Genomic DNA, 17,360 nt, shown 5'->3' with positions numbered 1-17,360 from the left:
ATACCCCATTTTACCATAAAGAAAGCATTGCTTTTTTAGAGCAATGCAATAATTATTTTTATATACATGTTATCCAATCTGTTCCTCATTTTGGTCTGTATTCAATAAAGCTCGTTTACTCGGGATTTGCGTTAAATTAGACCTTTTCAATAAGTAATTCATATGTTCAACTGGCATAGACCCATGTCCCTTACTGTCTCCAAGAATGAATTGGACCGTGATACCATTATTACTTTTCACCGTCATTAATTCAGCAGAATTAAAAAAACCTTTGATACTTTGGGAAATTTGATACTTTGAACCCTCTTCAATAAACATGAAAGTCTCCTTTGTAGATATTCTCCATGTTAGTATGCCAAAAAAAAATGTTTACATACATAATTTTTCCAGCAGGTTTATAACCAAAAAAAAAGAGAGGTATACCTCTCTCCCAAAGTAAACTATTCATCATCTTCTTCCATCATATCATCAAAAGCCTCAGATACCTTATCAAATTCTTCATCACTTTCAATCGCTGTAAAATCTCCATCCTCATCGACTTTTAAAAAGAAGATATCAATATCCTCTTCCGTTTCTTGTTTCACTTCGTCAGCAAATGCGACGGCCACATACTCTGAGCCTTCAATCGTCATAACTCCAAGTACTTCTACTTCCTGTTCATCGTCATTTTCATCACTAATTGTAAAAATCTCACCAATTTCAATTTTACTCATGTTCATTTCACCCCTAAGGAAAATTTTCTACCCTCAAACAGTATCTCATAAAACCATTGAAATTAATCTAAGTTAGTAATGATACTTATTAAAAATCTCAGCAACATAGTTAAAAATCCGATATAATTGTGATATAAGGTTTTTTGTAAGGAGAATTCAAATGAATCAAAAAGAGGTAGAAGAAAAGATCATTGAAAACTATCGCGGGGAAGAGAAAATGATGATCCTCGTATTTGCCCAATGGTGCATAAATCACAACCTGAATCCGGAAGAATTATACATAAGGGCTTACCCTAACCAAGCATCCAACCCTGCATTGAGGGAAGCCCTTGAGTTAACCGTACCGAAGGAAGAAGCTGGTGAAGTGCCTGATGAAACTCTTCTAGGTGTATTATCCTTGTTTGGAAACGATGACCTTGCATTCGTAGTGACGGAAGAGATAGAAAAAAGAAAATAGCCATTTCATGAGAAAGACACCTGAGAGTTCATTCAGGTGTCTTTCTTACTTTATAGAATTCCAAGCATTCTAACCGTTTGGGTAATGATTAATGGAACCAAGATGGCGATGACTGTTGGGATTAGGAAGGCCATGACGGTCCATTTTTTACTTTTTGTTTCTTTGTAAATATTAAGCAAGGTAGTTCCGCATGGATAGTGCAATAGTGAAAATAACATCATATTTAACGCGGTCAGCCACGTCCATCCATGATCAAGGAAAATATTCTTTAAGTCCGCTAAGTTATCAACTTCAGTTAAGGAGCCTGTTGATAAATAACCCATTAAAAGGATAGGTAAGACAATCTCATTAGCTGGTAAACCAAGAATAAATGCCATCATAATATACCCGTCAAGGCCGAGCATTTTTCCAAACGGGTCTAAAAATTCCACCGCATACATCAAAATACTTGTATCACCGATATAGATGTTTGCGAACACCCATGTGAGGATGGCTGCTGGTGCAGCAACTTTAACTGCACGTATTAATACCGACCACGATTTAGTTAAAGAGGAACGTATCACCGTATCAAAAATCTTTGGCCTACGATAGGGTGGGAGCTCTAGAGTATAATGTGTAGGTACTCCCTTTAAAGCCGTTTTTGACAAAACCCATGAGACAAAAAATGTGACGATAATTCCAAATAATACAATTCCTACAATAACCCCTGTGGTAACTAGCGATTTTAACCCGCCTGTAAAATTAGCAGCCATGAACAGAGAAGCTAATACTATCAATGTTCCCCAGCGGCCGTTACATGGTACGAAGTTATTTGTCAGTATGGCAAGCATCCTCTCCCTTGGAGATTCAATGATTCGTGTCGATATAACAGCTGCTGCATTACAGCCAAAGCCCATTGCCATCGTTAAGGATTGCTTACCGTGTGCTCCCACCCGCTTAAACAAACGATCCATATTAAAGGCAACTCTTGGCAGATAACCATAGTTTTCAAGGAGAGCAAAGGTTGGAAAGAAAATAGCCATTGGCGGCAACATCACACTGATGACCCACGTCGTTCCCCGATACAACCCGAGAACTAATATACCGTGAACCCAATCAGGCGCATGCAGGAACTGAAAGAATGAAGTAAGATATCCCTCGAGGATTCCAAAAAATTCTGCTAACATTGATGAAGGGATATTCGCTCCAGCAATGGTTAAATAGAACAGTACACCTAGCATGGTAACCATAATCGGGAATCCGAATATCGGTGAGGTAAAGATTGCATCCAGTTTTTCCGTACGCAAATCCTGTTTTGATTTCGTGTAAGAAATTCCTTCATGACATAATTTATGACTTCGGTCGTATAGATGTTGGACAATCTCATCTCTAAGCTCTGATGTTGACAAACTTCGTGCTTCTGCATAAAGCTCTTGAAGACTCATGTTCTATACCTCCCCAGCTACCACTAACCGCTTACTTAGTTCATTAAGTAAAGCCTCATCACCATCTAGTAATCTTAAAGAAACCCAGCGGGCAGAAAGATGATTCCCGACAATTCCCTGAATTTTTGGCTCAATTTGTTTGATCTTTTCTTCTATTTCATCAGGATACGTGATTTGTACCGGATTACATTCTATTGCTCCTGTCACAATCCGGTCTATCGTATCTAGGAGCATAGGAAACCCCTTTTTATTCCTTGCAGAAATTTTAATAACTGGTACACCTAATCGATTTGTCAGCAATCTTTCATTTATATGAATCCCACGCTGTTCTGCAACATCGATTAAATTTATGCAAATCACTACGTTTTTTGTCATCTCTAGGACCTGTAATGCCAAATTGAAATTTCTTTCTAATGAGGTGGCATCTAGAACTACAAGCGTAATATCTGGTTTCTCAAAAACAATATAATTGCGTGCTACTTCTTCATCTGTTGAGTTAGAAAAAAGTGAATATGTCCCAGGAAGGTCAATTAGATGAAAGGTTTTGTCTTTATACTGAACACTTCCTTGTGCATGTGAAACGGTTTTTCCTGCCCAATTCCCTGTATGCTGACGAAGCCCTGTTAGAGCATTAAATAAGGTACTTTTACCCGTATTCGGATTTCCTGCTAATGCAATGCGATATTCATCCCGCATCAGAAATCAGCTCCCCCTCGATTTTGGAACTTTCCTCTTTTCGTAAGGCAATCGTTGTTTGACTCACACGAAAAGCAATAGGGTCTCCTAATGGACTCTTACGAACAACTTCTACTAACGCTCCATTCACAAAGCCTAAATCTAGCAGTCTTCGTCTCATCACTCCATCTAAATTTAAGGATGTTATTTTTATTAAATTTCCCTTTTCCCCTTGAACCAATTTCATTGTTTTAGGTTTATCCATCTCTCTTTCCCCACTTTCAAAGTTTTTACCTCGTGCAACTTTTGTTTAATTATATGTGATGATTCCCCTATTTGTCACCTTTTTTTAAAAAATAAGCTGCCTATTTTTAGGCAGCTTATCAACTATCGCTTATTATAAAATAGTAAACTCATTCCACTCCTCTGGCAGAAGGCTCTGGTAGTGGTTATGCAAAAATCGATCATCTATCAGGACGATGGTTCCATGGTCGTTTTCAGAGCGAATTAATCTTCCTCCAGCTTGTAACACTTTATTCATTCCTGGATAAATGTAGGCATAATCATATCCACTCTTGTTCTTTTTATTAAAGTGATCCTTAATGAGATTTCTCTCAAAACCTATTTTAGGTAATCCGACTCCTACGATGACCACACCGTTTAATCGATCACCGATTAAATCTATTCCCTCTGAAAAAATACCGCCGAGGACAGCAAATCCTAGGACTCCCTTTTCTGATTTAGGTTTAAAGGTTTCTAGAAAGTGTTCCCGCTCTGCTTCAGACATTCCTGAAGCCTGAATGATCGTTTGTGTTTCTTGGTCCTCTGCCTTAAACCCTTCATAGACAGTTAGTAAGTAATCATAGGAAGGTAAGAAGAAAAGATAGTTACCCGGTCGTTGTTTTACCAAAGCAAGTAACAAACGTATAATTTTCTCTTTTGTCTTTTCGCGGTCACGATATCTGGTGGACAATGGTTTAATAAAAATATCCACCTGTTCATTTGAAAAAGGAGAAGGAATGGAGAGTAGATAATCCCCCTCATTTCCTCCAAGCATTTCTTGATAATAAGGTAACGGCGAAAGGGTAGCTGAAAAGAATACTTTTGTTCGATAACCTTTCCCCATTTGTGCAAGGAGCTTAGAAGGGTCCATACAAAAGAGCTTGACCAGCAAATCATTCTTAATTTTTTCTGCATATATGACATAATCCTCATCAACAAAGTCAACAATTTTTATGAATTGATTCACCTTAAAATAGGCTTCCAATAAATCAGGAGATGCATTTTTAATAAGCATTTCTTCTGCCTTTTTTACAAAATCAATAAGATGACTTACGAAGGTTTCATTTAAAACCTCTAACACCATTTCATTCTCTCTGTCCATATCCTTTTTCATTGAAATAAAGATGGTATTGATCCTGTTGGCAGACTCGTAAATTTCTTTATCGATCGCTTTATAATCTTTTTTCAATTGTAGAAACATTTCTTTATTTAGTGATGCTGAGAACATATCCCTCCCCCGGTCAACGAGGTTATGTGCTTCATCTACCAGTAAAACAGTCGTTTTCTTTTGCTCTTCAACTAAGCGTTTTAAGGATACTCGTGGATCAAAAATGTAATTGTAATCACAAATAACACCATCAGCGGCATAGGAAAGGTCAAGTGAAAATTCAAATGGACATATCGAATGCTTACGTGCATAGTCACCGATCACTTCACGAGTCAGTCTATCTTCCTTGGATAAAATATCAAGAATAGCTCTGTTGATGCGGTCATAGTAACCGTCAGCGAATTCACAATAATCCTTTTGGCACTTGGTCTCTTCCTTAAAACAAACTTTGTCCTTAGCGGTAATCGTGACAGTTTTCATACATAATCCGTGTGATGTCATCCTTGCAAAAGCTTCCTCTGCCGTTGATCGTGTAATTGTTTTTGCTGTAAGATAAAAAATACGGGTTAGATGACCTTCCCCTACCGCCTTAACTGCTGGAAAGAGGGTAGATATCGTTTTGCCAATTCCGGTTGGTGCTTTAACAAAAAGATTCTTTTCATCTAAAATGGATTTATACACAGCTCCCGCTAATTTCCTTTGTCCTGCGCGATACGTTTCAAAAGGGAAAGAGAGATCTTTTATACTCTCATTTCGCTTTAATCGATGGATGTGCATCAATCTTGCATAGGGGGCGTACTTTTCTATCACATGAAAGACAAACGCCTCAAGCTCTGAAAAATGACAATTGGTTTTTAACTGCCTTTTTTCTAAGGTATCCACATGTACATAGGTAAGCTGAACGGTGATTTCCTGTAATTCATGATCCAGCATATACATATAGGCATACATTTTTGCCTGCGCCCAGTGGACAGGGACTCCTTCCAAGTTCAGTTCCTCAAGTGGTCTTGAAAAAGATTTAATTTCATCTATCGTCACGACGTGATTCTGAAACAAAAGTCCATCACAACGGCCGTCAATAAGAAAGGTAAACTCTTCAAAGGGAATTTCTGAACGAAGATACACTTCTTTCTGATCACCATCTTTATAAGTTTTCTGGATTGATTGATGAATTCTTGTTCCATCTAATAGAGAAGATTGGGAGCGGAAACGGTTATCTATGCTACCAGCCAGATAAACATGTTCTAAAAGCTTCCGAACAGATAGTTGAATCGTATTTGTCACATGATCACCAACTAATAATAATATAAGAATGTATGTTTGTATTTTAAGTATAGCAGAAATGAATGCATAACAAAAACAAGTAAGGACTACATCGCCCTTACTCGTTTGATATTTTAGGGTATCTTAGATTTATAACCTAATTTGACCTGTACCACGAACAATTGTTTTTGTCGTTGTCATTGCCTTTAGGCCCATTGGTCCCCTAGCATGAAGCTTTTGCGTACTAATTCCGATTTCTGCCCCATAGCCAAACTGCTCCCCATCTGTAAAGCGGGTAGAAGCATTATGGTATAAAACCGCCGCATCCACCGTTTGATAAAACAAATGAACATTTGCTTCATTATCACTAATAATCGCTTCCGAATGCTTCGTACCATAACGGTCAATATGTTCAATCGCTTCCTTTACATCGCTAACCACTTTAACTGCTAATATCGGTGCTAAGTATTCTGTGTGCCAGTCCTCTTCTAAGGCTTGCTGTACAAACGGATAAGCAGCTGCTAATGATTCATCCCCTCGAAGTTCTACTTCTCGATCATAAAGGGCTCTTAAGAGTTCCGACTTATAAGGCCATTTTTCATGAATTAACAACGTTTCAGCAGCATTACATACGGAAGGCCGATGCAATTTGGCATTGATAGCAATTTCAATTGCCATTTTTTCTTCAGCTGATTCGTCAATATACACATGGCAATTTCCAACGCCCGTTTCTAAAACTGGAACAGTAGCATTTTGGATAACGGATTGAATGAGTCCTGCTCCGCCTCGAGGAATGAGGACATCTAGGTATTGGTTCAACTTAAACATTTCAGAGGCTGTCTCACGGCTTGTATCTTCCAATAGTTGGACCGCATCCTTTGGAATCGACGTTCCTTCGAGTGCCTCTTGCATAGTATGGACGAGAGCTTTATTGGAATGAATAGCGGTAGAACTACCTCTTAGAAGAACCGCATTTCCAGCTTTTAAACAAAGACTTCCTGCATCAACCGTTACATTCGGTCGAGCCTCGTATACCATCCCAATAACCCCGAGCGGAACCCTAATCGTTTCAATTCGAAGTCCATTTGGTCGTTCCCAAGCAACAATCGTTTCACCAATTGGGTCCTCTAAATGTATTAATTGACGAACTCCATCCACAATCTGTTCGATTCTCTCGTTTGTTAATGAGAGTCGATCAATTAAAGAGTCTGATAGTCCATTTTTTTCCCGGTCTCTATGTCCTTCGCATTTTCACTGACTATCCATTCCTTGTTAGATTGTATATGATCAGCCATTTTTTCTAACGCTTCGTTTTTTTCGTTGGATGAAAGCATTCCTAATGTTTTTGAAGCATTTTTTAAAAGACGGGCTTTCTCTAGTAATTCATTCATTCTCCCACTCACTCCTTTGGCATAATGACCCAATTATCACGATGTATTACTTCTACTTTTTTATTAATCGAATACCCTTTCGATTGGTCACCAGGTAAGCCTTTCACTTTTAGTAAATTTTTAGAAGAATAATAAATTTGCCCCTTGCCTATGACATTCCCTTTTTGGTTTCTAACCATGACAACGTCTAAGGCATTAAACTCGCCGATGACATTGGTAACTCCTACAGGCAACAAGCTCTTTCCATGAAACACAATGGCTTTTTCTGCGCCTTCATCAATCTCAATTACACCGCCGACTTGCGAATGATAAGCAATCCATTGCTTTTTCATTTGCATTTGTGTTTGGAAGGGTCCTCCAATATATGTCCCGTCGCCTTTCCCAGTTAAGATATCGACCAGTTTTTCCTTTCCAGTGCCGGTGCCGACAAAAACACTGACGCCAAGGGATAATGCTTTTTTTGCAGCAAGCAGCTTTGACTTCATCCCTCCTGTACCGACCGAAGACCCACTTTCTCCAGCAACTGAGATGAGTTGATCGGATATTTCTGGGATAAAATGATATTTTTTTGCCTCTTTATTCACTTTTGGATTTCCATCGTAGAGTCCATTGATATCCGTTAGAATGATTAATGCATTGGCATGTAGAAAACCACTAACCAGTGCTGACAATAAATCATTGTCTCCGAAGGTCAATTCCTCAATTGACACGGAATCATTCTCATTAATAATTGGTAAAACGCCTCGTTGAAGAAGCTCGGTCATCGTTGAAAATAAGTTTTGAAACCGGACCTGACTGTAAAAATCTTCTCGTGTTAATAAAATTTGAGCTGGAATGATACCAAACTCTTTAAACAGTTGAATGTACTGCTGCATTAGTAGACCTTGCCCGACAGCTGCAGCTGCCTGTTTACCAGCTGTACTTTTAGGTCGTGTTGGATATCCAAGCGATCCAAAGCCTGCAGCAACAGCTCCGGAAGAAATGAGAATAACCTCATGCCCCTGTTCCTTTAAATAGGACAGTGCTTTCACATGATCATGTATTTTTTCTTCTGAAATATGCCCCGAGGCACTTGTTAGTGAGCTACTTCCAATCTTCACTACCACCAGCTGTTTTTTCATCTGTCTTCGGACCTTTCCTAATAAAATAAAAAAACGACTCTCCTGTCCTTATAAAAGGACGGAAGAATCGTTTCCGCGGTACCACCTTTATTGATGCAGGAAACTTGCGCCTACATCCACTTGAACCTGTAACGAGGGAGGACGGCTTATGTTTGCATAAGCAGCATGTGAGGGCAGGTTCAATTATTTTTCCGTGAGAAACCTTTCAGCCAGTGGGTTTCATTCTCTAACACGTTCCAATGATTTACTAATCCCATACCATTTTTTCGATTTTTCAATTTATTTGATTATCCATAGAAAATGGTAAATTGTCAAGACGGATTTTTTAGATTAATAAGGTAATAGTTCTTCGGAGGCTTAACATGTAATTGTTCACATAGAAATTTAGGTACCCGAATAAAATGATAAGTAAAATAAGTTGAATAGGGTCTTGGGAAATAGGAGGTTATTTAATGGAAAAAAGCAGCTATAAACGTTTATGGGGTTATGCCACTATTGGTATGTTAACAACTGTTGTTGTTCTAGCATTTGCAAGACTTTCTTATGGAGTGATTCTTCCGTTTATGCGTGAAGGCCTTCATCTAACGTATAAGGAAGCAGGTTACCTCGGAACCACAACTTCCTTAGGGTATTTAAGTACCATTATCTTTGCAGGGATCCTTGCATCAAGATGGGGTAGTAAACGGACTATTTTACTTGGAATTTCTCTGGTTACGCTAGGCTTAGCTGGGCTTACGTTTACTTCTTCATTCCTAGTCACCTTTCTTTTTATGCTGTTATTAGGGATTGGAACCTCCTTTACCTATACCCCTTTTATCTCCTTACTTGTTGCCTGGTTCCCGCAAAAAAAGGGATTTGTCATTGGTTTAACAACGAGCGGGGCAGGTATTGGTATCCTTTTTGCAGGAATCACTGTTCCCTACCTTGGCAGCTTGAATTCCGAGATAGGTTGGAGAATTGCCTGGGGAGTATTCGCAGTTATTGGGTTGAGTGTTGTATTGCTAACTTTATTATTTATAAAAAACCCACCAGTTGAATTGGCTTCTGAACAGAACAGCCGGAAAGAATCGTCAAAAGAAATCTATAAAAATCCGAAAGTGATTAATGTTGGCTTAATTTATGGAATTGTTGGTGTAACTTACATTGTCCAGATGATTTTTATCATGAGCTTTATGATTGAATCAGGCATTAACATAAAGTTTGCCGGGCAATTAATGGCATTGAATGGGATTTTGTCTATTTTTAGCGGCCCAATATGGGGATTTATTTCTGATAAAATCGGACGGAGAACTTCGCTCATTTTAACAATGGGCCTGACCTTATTTTCTATGGCACTGCCTATTTTCTTTACCACTCTCTTAGGCTTTACCCTCCATATCATTATATTAAGCTGCACGTCTACCGGATTATTTACGTTAACACAGGCTTCAAGTATGGACCATGTTCGGCCTACTGAAATGCCATTAGCTTTTAGTTATGTTACGTTTTACTTTGCAGTGGGACAATTTATTGGTCCTACCATGGCTGGCTGGTTGATCGAGGATTTCGGCGGCTTCAAAAGTGCTTTTTTATTTTCTTCTCTGTGTTTAGTTGTTGGGTTATTGCTGACGTTTAAGGTAAGAAATTCTGAACAACATGTTCGATTGAATTCAACGATTCATAGTGAAATAAGTGAACGAGTGACACAGTAAAATTGGATTCGCGAATAAACTTATCATATTCGCGAATACCTAATAAGAATTCACGAATAAAAAGCAATAATTCGCGAATAAACTCTCTAAATTCGATAATAAATTTAACATTTTAATCGGAAGTAAGAATTTTTCTGGCTGGATTACCTCAAATACAGAAAATTTGTATATAAGAGTAGAAACTGAAGCTAAAAACGCCGCAATTTCTACTCTCTTTTCATAAACTGCCCTAAAAGATATTCAGATACCTTTTCGGAATCAAGTCTTACCGCAATGTATGGCGGTCTAACACCTTTCAGCCCTTCTAAAGGCAACCCCAACCAAAGAAACCGTTGATCGATGACGATAAATGGAAACGACAAAGCCTCGTCTACTCTTTCATTTACCAAAAGCTCCGGCCATTCATCATCCGAAATTATCGTTAAGTTTACCTGTTGTGCTCGATTTCTTAACCGCTTCCTCCATTCTTCCGTTAGAGCCGTTTGGGATGGTAAAGAAATCACAATTGACGACCTAGCCATTTCGATATCTTTAAATATCCTATCAAGCTTACGTCCGTGCATCCATTGCAATCGTGGGTGCTGATTCCGAAGCCACTTACCGATATCCACTGTGCCAACCAATTGTTGGCGAAGTTCTTGGTGTTCCACCAACTGTCTCAGTGTTTTCCCAGAATACACATGATTACGAATAAATGACCGATTACTAACATGAATAAACTTACCCTTCGTTCTTGTGATTGCTACATTGATTAATCGTTCACTATCTTTGCCAGTAAGAAGCATGCCTGCACGGGTTTGAGGCTCGCTATCGACGGTGTCAAAAATCATCACATCACGTTCACTGCCTTGAAAGCGATGGACAGTTGCTGCAGTAATATCGGCTGAAACTTGTTCTTGTTCATAAATATCTTCTAATAGCAGATTCATCAGCTGAGCTTGAGCACGGTATGGAGTAACATAACCAATCGACTTTAAACCAGCCTGGTAGGATTCATGAATTAATTGAAACGACAATAATACTTGCCATGGATTCATTCGAGAATGAGAGGTTCGCTCTTGTATACAATGCCCACCAGTATAACTTGTATCAATAAGAACAGAGGCTCTGCCTTGAAAAGGGGCTTTTTCAACAATACTATTCCTGCTGGAGCGGACACTCTCATGGTCACCAACTAGTGAATGATATATATACTTGTTAGTGAAGGCTGATATATCTGGATGCATTCTCCTTTGCTCTTTTAATAAAAAAAGATGGGGGTGGAGCCTGCCATTATTCACCCATTCAACAACACCAGATCGATGAAAAATGTCCTCCTTTAGCCACGTGCTTACTAAGTGATCCCGTGAAGAAGCAATCGGGGGCAATTGCTTAAAATCACCGCAAATAATCACACGTTTCCCGAGTGAAGCAGCAAAGGCAGCCTGAGGTACATAGGCCATACTGGCTTCATCTAGGATGACCACGTCAAACTCTTTCTCAAAAATAGCGGAATCAGCTGCAGCTTTTGCAAGGGTTGCCCCAACTACATATGCGTCTTTTATGAATTCAATTTCTTTTTGTCGGATTTTTTCGAGCACTCGTGCCATTTTTGTCTCTAACTCTAAAAGGTGATTTGTATCTCGCTTACTAAAGGAACGGGCCAAGTCCTGCTTTAGCTGCCTTCTTTCCTCTGTCAGCATTTCCTTCTCTTCGGCAAGCATAGGACTGTGTAGCTGAAGAAGTTGACTCGTAGTGATGGCTTCATGGTTGGAAAGAAGTCCACCTGTATTTACCCCATATCGGAGTACCTCCCCTTCACGAAAGCGACTTTTCTTTTTTAAAAAGGAGGTAACTTCACTAATTAGCACGTCAACTGCTTGGTTACTATGAGATAAAACTAGCACCCGTTTATCCTGAAAGTATTTATTAGCCGCCACACGTGCTAGGGTAAAGGTTTTTCCCGTTCCCGGGGGACCCCAAACAAAGGTTATAGGATTATATTTTGATCTTAGTACTAACTCGTGTACATTGCTTTTTATCTTTTCGACCGGATGTTTCGCGGGCATAGATGGATCCATCAATTTTTTGACACGCAGACGCTTTTGTTTATTTTTTTTGATATCATCAAGCCGCTCGATGAGCTGTTCAAGCAGCTCCCACGGGTCATGAAATAGATAGGCTTCCGGGATTAAATCGCCAAATGACTTCTCTAAGTCAATCATCACCCCTCTTCCCTCAGAAGAAAGCACACGTCCATTTTGTTTCATGTCTCCCCATTCAATCCTAATGGTAGAACCCACAGGAATTTGTAAAGGTCCTGATGTATCAAAGTAATACGTATAGGAAGCTTCTGTGGACAGCAGTCTCCCATTTGTGACAAGAAATTTATTACTACCGTATTTTTTCAAATAAATTATTTCATTTTGCAGTGCCTGCTGCCATTCTCTTATGTATGATATTGTATTTGTCATTTTTCTCTTCCTTTAACATTTAGCTCTTAATAAGAATAGTCTATTTATAGCCCTAAAACAAAAGGAGAATTTTGGCGGTTGTAAAAAAAAGGAGGAATGTCCAAATGAGTAAATTAATTTACTTAGAAATCACTCGGAATTTTAAGAGCTATTATCAAACACTTCGAGATATAAATTACTATTTAAACAGTGATTCTGAAGTTGATCAGGTAAAACTACAAGCAACATCTTCAGTCATTTCAAAGTTAATCCTTGGTTTTATTCGGACTAATGGAAAAAGTTTTAGAGAGATGGATCGAGAACAGTACGAAAAAGAATTTCTAATTTTTTATGATGATTTTCTTAGTGTAATACAAAATAGTGGTGAAAATAATGTCGACTTTGAGCAATTCGCAGCTCTGATTGATGAGATAATTGGTATAGCAGTCAGGAGAAAGGACGCACTTGACAAAATTCAAAAAGAAAAACTTGGAACCTCTGTTGAAAACGAAGAGGTTATTGAGGAAGTAGGTGACCATTTTTCTAACATTGATGAAGAGCTTTTGGCTAATAAAGAGGTTAGCAAAGCGAACGTACCTGTAGATGATAAAATTGATAATATTATAGTTGAAGACCAAAAACAAGAAGAAGTTGACAATAAGAATGTTGAAGTTGAAATTGAAAATGAAAGCGATGATGCAAATTTAGTTGAGGAAGAAGATAGAGATTTAGATTCTGCTATGGGATATAGAAATAATGAAAATCTAGATGGTACTATCAATGTGTTTGAAAGTGATGATAATTATCGCTTTAGACCAAGAAAGAAAAGATTTAGATAGTCGATAAACAAATTGACTCTTAGAGATCCATTCCCTATGAGTCAATCTGTTTTTTACATAAAAAAATCGCCTTAAGGGCGATTTTAAGTGGATTAGATTGAAACATCTCCAATGGAGAACGAGCAGTTTAATGCTTCTGAAATTTTCGCTAAGGTTGATATTTGTACATCAAGCTCGCCATCCTCTATTGCCGTAATCAGATCGGCATCTAAACCAGATAAAGAGGCAAGTCTTTCTATTTCAATTTCGCGATTTACTCTTATTTTCTTTAGTTGATGTCCAATATTGTTCATTATAAACACTCCTCGTGTATGTAAGCGATTACATTTTGTTAATATAATTATAGTAAACAATCTAAAAATTTTCAATACTTTTTAGATTAAGAGGAATAGAAAGTTGAGAGACAGACCCAAATTTAACGAAGATCAGCCTCTCGACTATTCTTTGAACATGACAACTTTCATTACTCGTTAATTAATTAATATCCAGTTCCCTGACCGCCAGTAATGATGGCAATACTTGAGCTAGCACCAATTCTCGTTGCACCAGCTTGAATTAATTTTCTAGCTGTATCTAAATCTCTAACACAAGCAGATGCTTTTACTCCCAAGTCTGGACCTACAGCTTCACGCATTAACTTAATGTCTTCCGCTGTAGCACAACCAGGGCCAAAACCAGTTGAGGTTTTAACGAAATCCGCGCCAGCCATTTTTGCTAAAATACAAGCCTTTTTCTTTTCTTCAATTTCAAGAAGCCCTGTTTCAATGATTACTTTTACAGGAGCATGACCTTTCGCAGCTAACACAACACCTTCGATGTCTTTTTTCACTGTTTCGAAATCACCTGATTTAAGTGCACCAATGTTGATGACCATATCAATCTCTGTTGCTCCGTTAGCAATCGCATCACGAGTTTCAGCGATTTTGACAAATGTGCTTGTTGCACCTAATGGAAAGCCAACTACTGTTGTAATACCTACACTAGAGCCTTTAAGTTCTTTTGCAGCAGTGGAAACCCAGTATGGATTTACACATACTGTGGCAAATTTATGTTCTTTCGCTTCTTCACAAAGCTTCACAACTTGCTCTTTAGATGCTTCAGGCTTTAATAGTGTGTGGTCAATCATTCTAGCTACAGAAGGACCTGTAATGATGTTAGAAGAAGAACCTTCTTTATATGTTACGTTTCCAGAAGAAACAGGTTTTACTTCTTTTAACTCTTCTTTATTCGTTAATTGCTGCATAATTTGATTTGTTATTTGTTCAACCAATGCTTCAATTTGCATCGTGCTCACCTCACATTAATGTAATCGATCAACAATACCGGCAATGACCGCATCAAAAGAACCTTTTGGGTCTTCTAAAATATCTCTTGCCGATCCACCCTCTTCTAGTATCAGCACATAATCGCCCACCCCTGCATGAAAGCGGTCAAACGCAATCATTGCATCACCGCATTCTTTACCTGATGCGTCAACAGGAATGACAACCATGAGCTTTTTATTTTGATGACTGGGTGTTTTAATCGTTGAAACGACATTCCCTACTACTTTTGCTAGTTTCATTATTTTGCTACAGGAAGAATTTTCTCGATATCTGAGTGTGGTCTTGGGATTACATGAACTGATAAGAATTCTCCAACACGTCCAGCTGCATCCGCACCTGCTTCAGTTGCTGCTTTTACTGCACCAACATCACCACGAACCATTACACATACTAAACCTCCGCCCACATTTACTTTTCCAAGTAATGTCACGTTTGCTGCTTTTGTCATTGCGTCTGCTGCTTCAATAGCTCCTACTAAACCCTTAGTTTCGATCATTCCTAATGCGTTACTCATTTATATTTCCTCCATTCATTTAGTCACATTATAGTAGTCAATAATTCCTAATATCCCCGCGTCTGACGGGACCAAGTCTTTGTTTAGCGGTAAGGAAGATTCTCTGCTTTTTGCTAAGTAAACGAGATCTCCTTCTCCTGATTGTCCAATCGTATCTATAGCCACAAGTGGTTTGCCTTTATCATTCAATTGATCATCTACTGGTTGAACAATCAGAAGCTTTAACCCTTTTAAATTTTCATTTTTATGTGTACAGACCATATTTCCAATCACTTTGGCTACAAACATTTTAAAACCTGCTTTCTAGAATTCCTTAAAAGTCTATTTCGAAGGCTTTATTAAACATGTCTGTTGATTTACGCTCCAGGCGCTTCGCTTTCCGTGGGTGTTTCGGCGAGCCTCCTCGGCGAAAAGCGCCTGCGGGGTCTCCCCTGAACCATACTCCCACAGGAGTCTTCGCGCCTTCCGCTCCAATCAACAGGGTATAAAAACCAAAAATGTTCTTTAACAAAGCCATTTCGAAAACTTAACGCCCTAAGAAACGGCTTTCTATTTCCATGATTTTCGTTACTCGACGGTCGTGACGTCCGCCAGCAAAATCTGTTTCCAACCATGTTTTTACTAATTGCTTGGCAAGACCTTCACCAATAAATTGACCGCCGATGGAAAGCACATTTGCATTATTATGTTCACGGCTGTTTATTACCGATGATAAATCCCAGCAAACCGCACCGCGTACACCTGGTATTTTATTTAATACCATTCCGCTACCAACGCCGACTCCATCTATCATAATCCCTACATACTCTTCATTTGTAGCGACTGTTTCACCTACAAGGAAAGCGATGTCCGGATAATCTACTGATTCATTGGCTTTACATCCATAATCTAAATATTCATAGCCTAATTCCGTTAAATAGGCTTTTAACTTTTCTTTAAGTTCGTATCCACCATGGTCGCAACCGATTGCCACTTTTTTCATTGATTTTGTTCTCCTTTGGCAAATACATTGATAATTGCATCAAATGAATGTGCTTGTAAGCTAGCTCCTCCTACAAGTACGCCATCGATATCTGGCATTGCACTGTACTCGGCTGCATTGCTTTCATTTGCAGATCCACCGTAAAGAATCGAGATGCTTTCTGCTTTTTGTCCCATCATATTTGTTAAAATTGATCGAATGTAAGCATGGGTTTGCTGGGCAAGTTCAGCTGTAGCTGATTGACCTGTTCCAATTGCCCAAACCGGTTCATACGCTAGAATAAAATTGCTTGAAGCAATTTCTTTCAATGCACCGAATAGCTGGGTTGATAAAACTTGTTCTGTTTGCATTGAATTTTTTTCTTCTAGTGTTTCGCCAATACAGATAATGGGGGTAATACCAGCCTGAATCGCCTGCTTAACCTTTAGATTAATTAGTTGATTATCTTCACCTGCATATTGTCTTCTTTCGGAGTGCCCGATGATACAATAATCACAGCCCACATCCTTTAACATACTGATGGATGTTTCCCCTGTATAGGCACCTTTATCTGCCCAATGTACGTTTTGCCCACCCAACCCAATGGACTTCTTTGATTGGTTGATAAACAGATGGGCTGGATACAGGAGCTGTGTCGGAGGACAAACAACTACTGAAACTTCATTACTACTATTTATTTTTTGGAAGAATTCCGCAGTCTCAGCTAGATTTTTATTCATTTTCCAATTGGCAATGACATAGGTTTGCCGATCGTTTTGAAGCTGAAGTTCACCTAGAGACTGACCAATGACATCTCTTACCAAATTTTTGATATAGCTTTCAATGGATTGTTCCATCATGTTGCCCCTTATTCAGTCTTTGGTAGGATACCTTCTACATCTCCGTTTGGACGTGGAATGACATGTACAGATAGTAATGAGCCCACACGCTGAGCTGCTTCTGCACCAGCTTCTGTTGCAGCCTTAACGGCACCTACATCACCGCGAACCATTACAGTAACAAGACCAGCACCAACTAATTCTCTTCCAACTAACGTTACGTTTGCAGCTTTAACCATAGCATCTGCTGCCTCAATGGCACCTACTAAACCTTTTGTTTCAATCATTCCTAATGCTTCTTGACTCATTGTATTTCCTCCTTTAG

The 17,360-nt window shown here is 38.8% G+C and carries 19 protein-coding genes and 1 pseudogene; 3 read left to right on the top strand and 17 right to left on the bottom strand.

Annotated features, from left to right (window positions below):
• Positions 1 to 69: 69 nt before the first annotated feature.
• Positions 70 to 318 (bottom strand): hypothetical protein, encoded by a 249-nt coding sequence (locus RCG25_RS12620; RefSeq protein ID WP_308083979.1) that lies wholly within the window; start codon positions 316 to 318, stop codon positions 70 to 72.
• 122 nt (positions 319 to 440) lie between these two features.
• A complete protein-coding gene (locus tag RCG25_RS12615) occupies positions 441 to 719 on the bottom strand; it encodes a DUF1292 domain-containing protein (protein WP_308083978.1) in 279 nt (92 codons plus the stop codon).
• Positions 720 to 873: 154 nt separating this feature from the next.
• On the opposite strand from RCG25_RS12615, the gene RCG25_RS12610 reads away from it, so the two are divergent.
• On the top strand, positions 874 to 1,170 hold the full coding sequence (locus RCG25_RS12610) for a hypothetical protein (RefSeq protein WP_308083977.1): 297 nt from the start codon (positions 874 to 876) through the stop codon (positions 1,168 to 1,170).
• Between the two features lie 50 nt (positions 1,171 to 1,220).
• Here RCG25_RS12610 and RCG25_RS12605 read toward each other — a convergent pair whose 3' ends face one another.
• The 6 genes and pseudogenes from RCG25_RS12605 to proB all read right to left on the bottom strand — a co-directional run bounded on the left by RCG25_RS12605 (position 1,221) and on the right by proB (position 8,434).
• Positions 1,221 to 2,594: a nucleoside recognition domain-containing protein gene (locus RCG25_RS12605; protein ID WP_308083976.1), complete on the bottom strand. Its 1,374-nt coding sequence runs from the start codon at positions 2,592 to 2,594 to the stop codon at positions 1,221 to 1,223.
• 3 nt (positions 2,595 to 2,597) lie between these two features.
• Positions 2,598 to 3,290: a FeoB small GTPase domain-containing protein gene (locus tag RCG25_RS12600; protein WP_308083975.1), complete on the bottom strand. Its 693-nt coding sequence runs from the start codon at positions 3,288 to 3,290 to the stop codon at positions 2,598 to 2,600.
• A complete protein-coding gene (locus RCG25_RS12595; protein WP_374121079.1) occupies positions 3,280 to 3,516 on the bottom strand; it encodes a FeoA family protein in 237 nt (78 codons plus the stop codon). Before RCG25_RS12595 ends, RCG25_RS12600 begins: the two co-directional genes overlap by 11 nt.
• A gap of 150 nt (positions 3,517 to 3,666) precedes the next feature.
• A complete protein-coding gene (locus RCG25_RS12590; protein ID WP_308083973.1) occupies positions 3,667 to 5,943 on the bottom strand; it encodes an ATP-dependent DNA helicase in 2,277 nt (758 codons plus the stop codon).
• A gap of 129 nt (positions 5,944 to 6,072) precedes the next feature.
• A pseudogene (locus RCG25_RS12585) lies at positions 6,073 to 7,313 on the bottom strand (glutamate-5-semialdehyde dehydrogenase).
• 8 nt (positions 7,314 to 7,321) lie between these two features.
• Positions 7,322 to 8,434 carry a glutamate 5-kinase gene (gene proB, locus RCG25_RS12580; RefSeq protein WP_308083972.1) on the bottom strand — a complete coding sequence of 371 codons (1,113 nt, stop codon included), beginning with the start codon at positions 8,432 to 8,434 and terminating at the stop codon, positions 7,322 to 7,324.
• A gap of 452 nt (positions 8,435 to 8,886) precedes the next feature.
• Between proB and RCG25_RS12575 the strand changes: the two genes are divergently transcribed.
• Entirely contained in the window at positions 8,887 to 10,125 is a 1,239-nt protein-coding gene (locus RCG25_RS12575) for an MFS transporter (RefSeq protein WP_308083971.1), read from the top strand.
• A gap of 206 nt (positions 10,126 to 10,331) precedes the next feature.
• Here the strand turns inward: RCG25_RS12575 and RCG25_RS12570 are convergent, their stop codons facing one another.
• A complete protein-coding gene (locus RCG25_RS12570; RefSeq protein ID WP_308083970.1) occupies positions 10,332 to 12,578 on the bottom strand; it encodes an AAA domain-containing protein in 2,247 nt (748 codons plus the stop codon).
• 104 nt (positions 12,579 to 12,682) lie between these two features.
• Here RCG25_RS12570 and RCG25_RS12565 point away from each other — a divergent pair, with 104 nt between their 5' ends.
• Positions 12,683 to 13,396 (top strand): hypothetical protein, encoded by a 714-nt coding sequence (locus tag RCG25_RS12565; RefSeq protein WP_308083969.1) that lies wholly within the window; start codon positions 12,683 to 12,685, stop codon positions 13,394 to 13,396.
• Between the two features lie 92 nt (positions 13,397 to 13,488).
• Here RCG25_RS12565 and RCG25_RS12560 read toward each other — a convergent pair whose 3' ends face one another.
• From RCG25_RS12560 to RCG25_RS12525, 8 genes are all read right to left on the bottom strand, one after another.
• Positions 13,489 to 13,689 carry a helix-turn-helix domain-containing protein gene (locus tag RCG25_RS12560; protein ID WP_308083968.1) on the bottom strand — a complete coding sequence of 67 codons (201 nt, stop codon included), beginning with the start codon at positions 13,687 to 13,689 and terminating at the stop codon, positions 13,489 to 13,491.
• Between the two features lie 185 nt (positions 13,690 to 13,874).
• A complete protein-coding gene (deoC, locus tag RCG25_RS12555) occupies positions 13,875 to 14,522 on the bottom strand; it encodes a deoxyribose-phosphate aldolase (protein ID WP_308084173.1) in 648 nt (215 codons plus the stop codon).
• Positions 14,523 to 14,696: 174 nt separating this feature from the next.
• Positions 14,697 to 14,960, bottom strand: a complete 264-nt coding sequence (locus RCG25_RS12550; RefSeq protein WP_308083967.1) for a EutN/CcmL family microcompartment protein — start codon at positions 14,958 to 14,960, stop codon at positions 14,697 to 14,699.
• Entirely contained in the window at positions 14,960 to 15,235 is a 276-nt protein-coding gene (locus RCG25_RS12545; protein WP_308083966.1) for a BMC domain-containing protein, read from the bottom strand. The genes RCG25_RS12550 and RCG25_RS12545 overlap by 1 nt, the downstream gene beginning before the upstream one ends.
• Before the next feature lie 15 nt (positions 15,236 to 15,250).
• Positions 15,251 to 15,523 (bottom strand): EutN/CcmL family microcompartment protein, encoded by a 273-nt coding sequence (locus tag RCG25_RS12540; RefSeq protein ID WP_308083965.1) that lies wholly within the window; start codon positions 15,521 to 15,523, stop codon positions 15,251 to 15,253.
• 238 nt (positions 15,524 to 15,761) lie between these two features.
• Positions 15,762 to 16,217 (bottom strand): ribose 5-phosphate isomerase B, encoded by a 456-nt coding sequence (rpiB, locus tag RCG25_RS12535; protein WP_308083964.1) that lies wholly within the window; start codon positions 16,215 to 16,217, stop codon positions 15,762 to 15,764.
• A complete protein-coding gene (gene tpiA, locus RCG25_RS12530; RefSeq protein WP_308083963.1) occupies positions 16,214 to 17,056 on the bottom strand; it encodes a triose-phosphate isomerase in 843 nt (280 codons plus the stop codon). The genes rpiB and tpiA overlap by 4 nt, the downstream gene beginning before the upstream one ends.
• A gap of 8 nt (positions 17,057 to 17,064) precedes the next feature.
• Positions 17,065 to 17,343, bottom strand: coding sequence for a BMC domain-containing protein (locus tag RCG25_RS12525; RefSeq protein WP_308084172.1), 279 nt, complete (start codon positions 17,341 to 17,343; stop codon positions 17,065 to 17,067).
• Between the last annotated feature and the right edge of the window lie 17 nt (positions 17,344 to 17,360).

The organism is Neobacillus sp. PS2-9, from assembly GCF_030915525.1.
In the GTDB taxonomy this organism is placed as follows: Bacteria; Bacillota; Bacilli; order Bacillales; family Cytobacillaceae; genus Neobacillus.
Note: the sequence above shows the minus strand (reverse complement) of the source record. Positions and strands in the feature narration are given on the sequence as shown.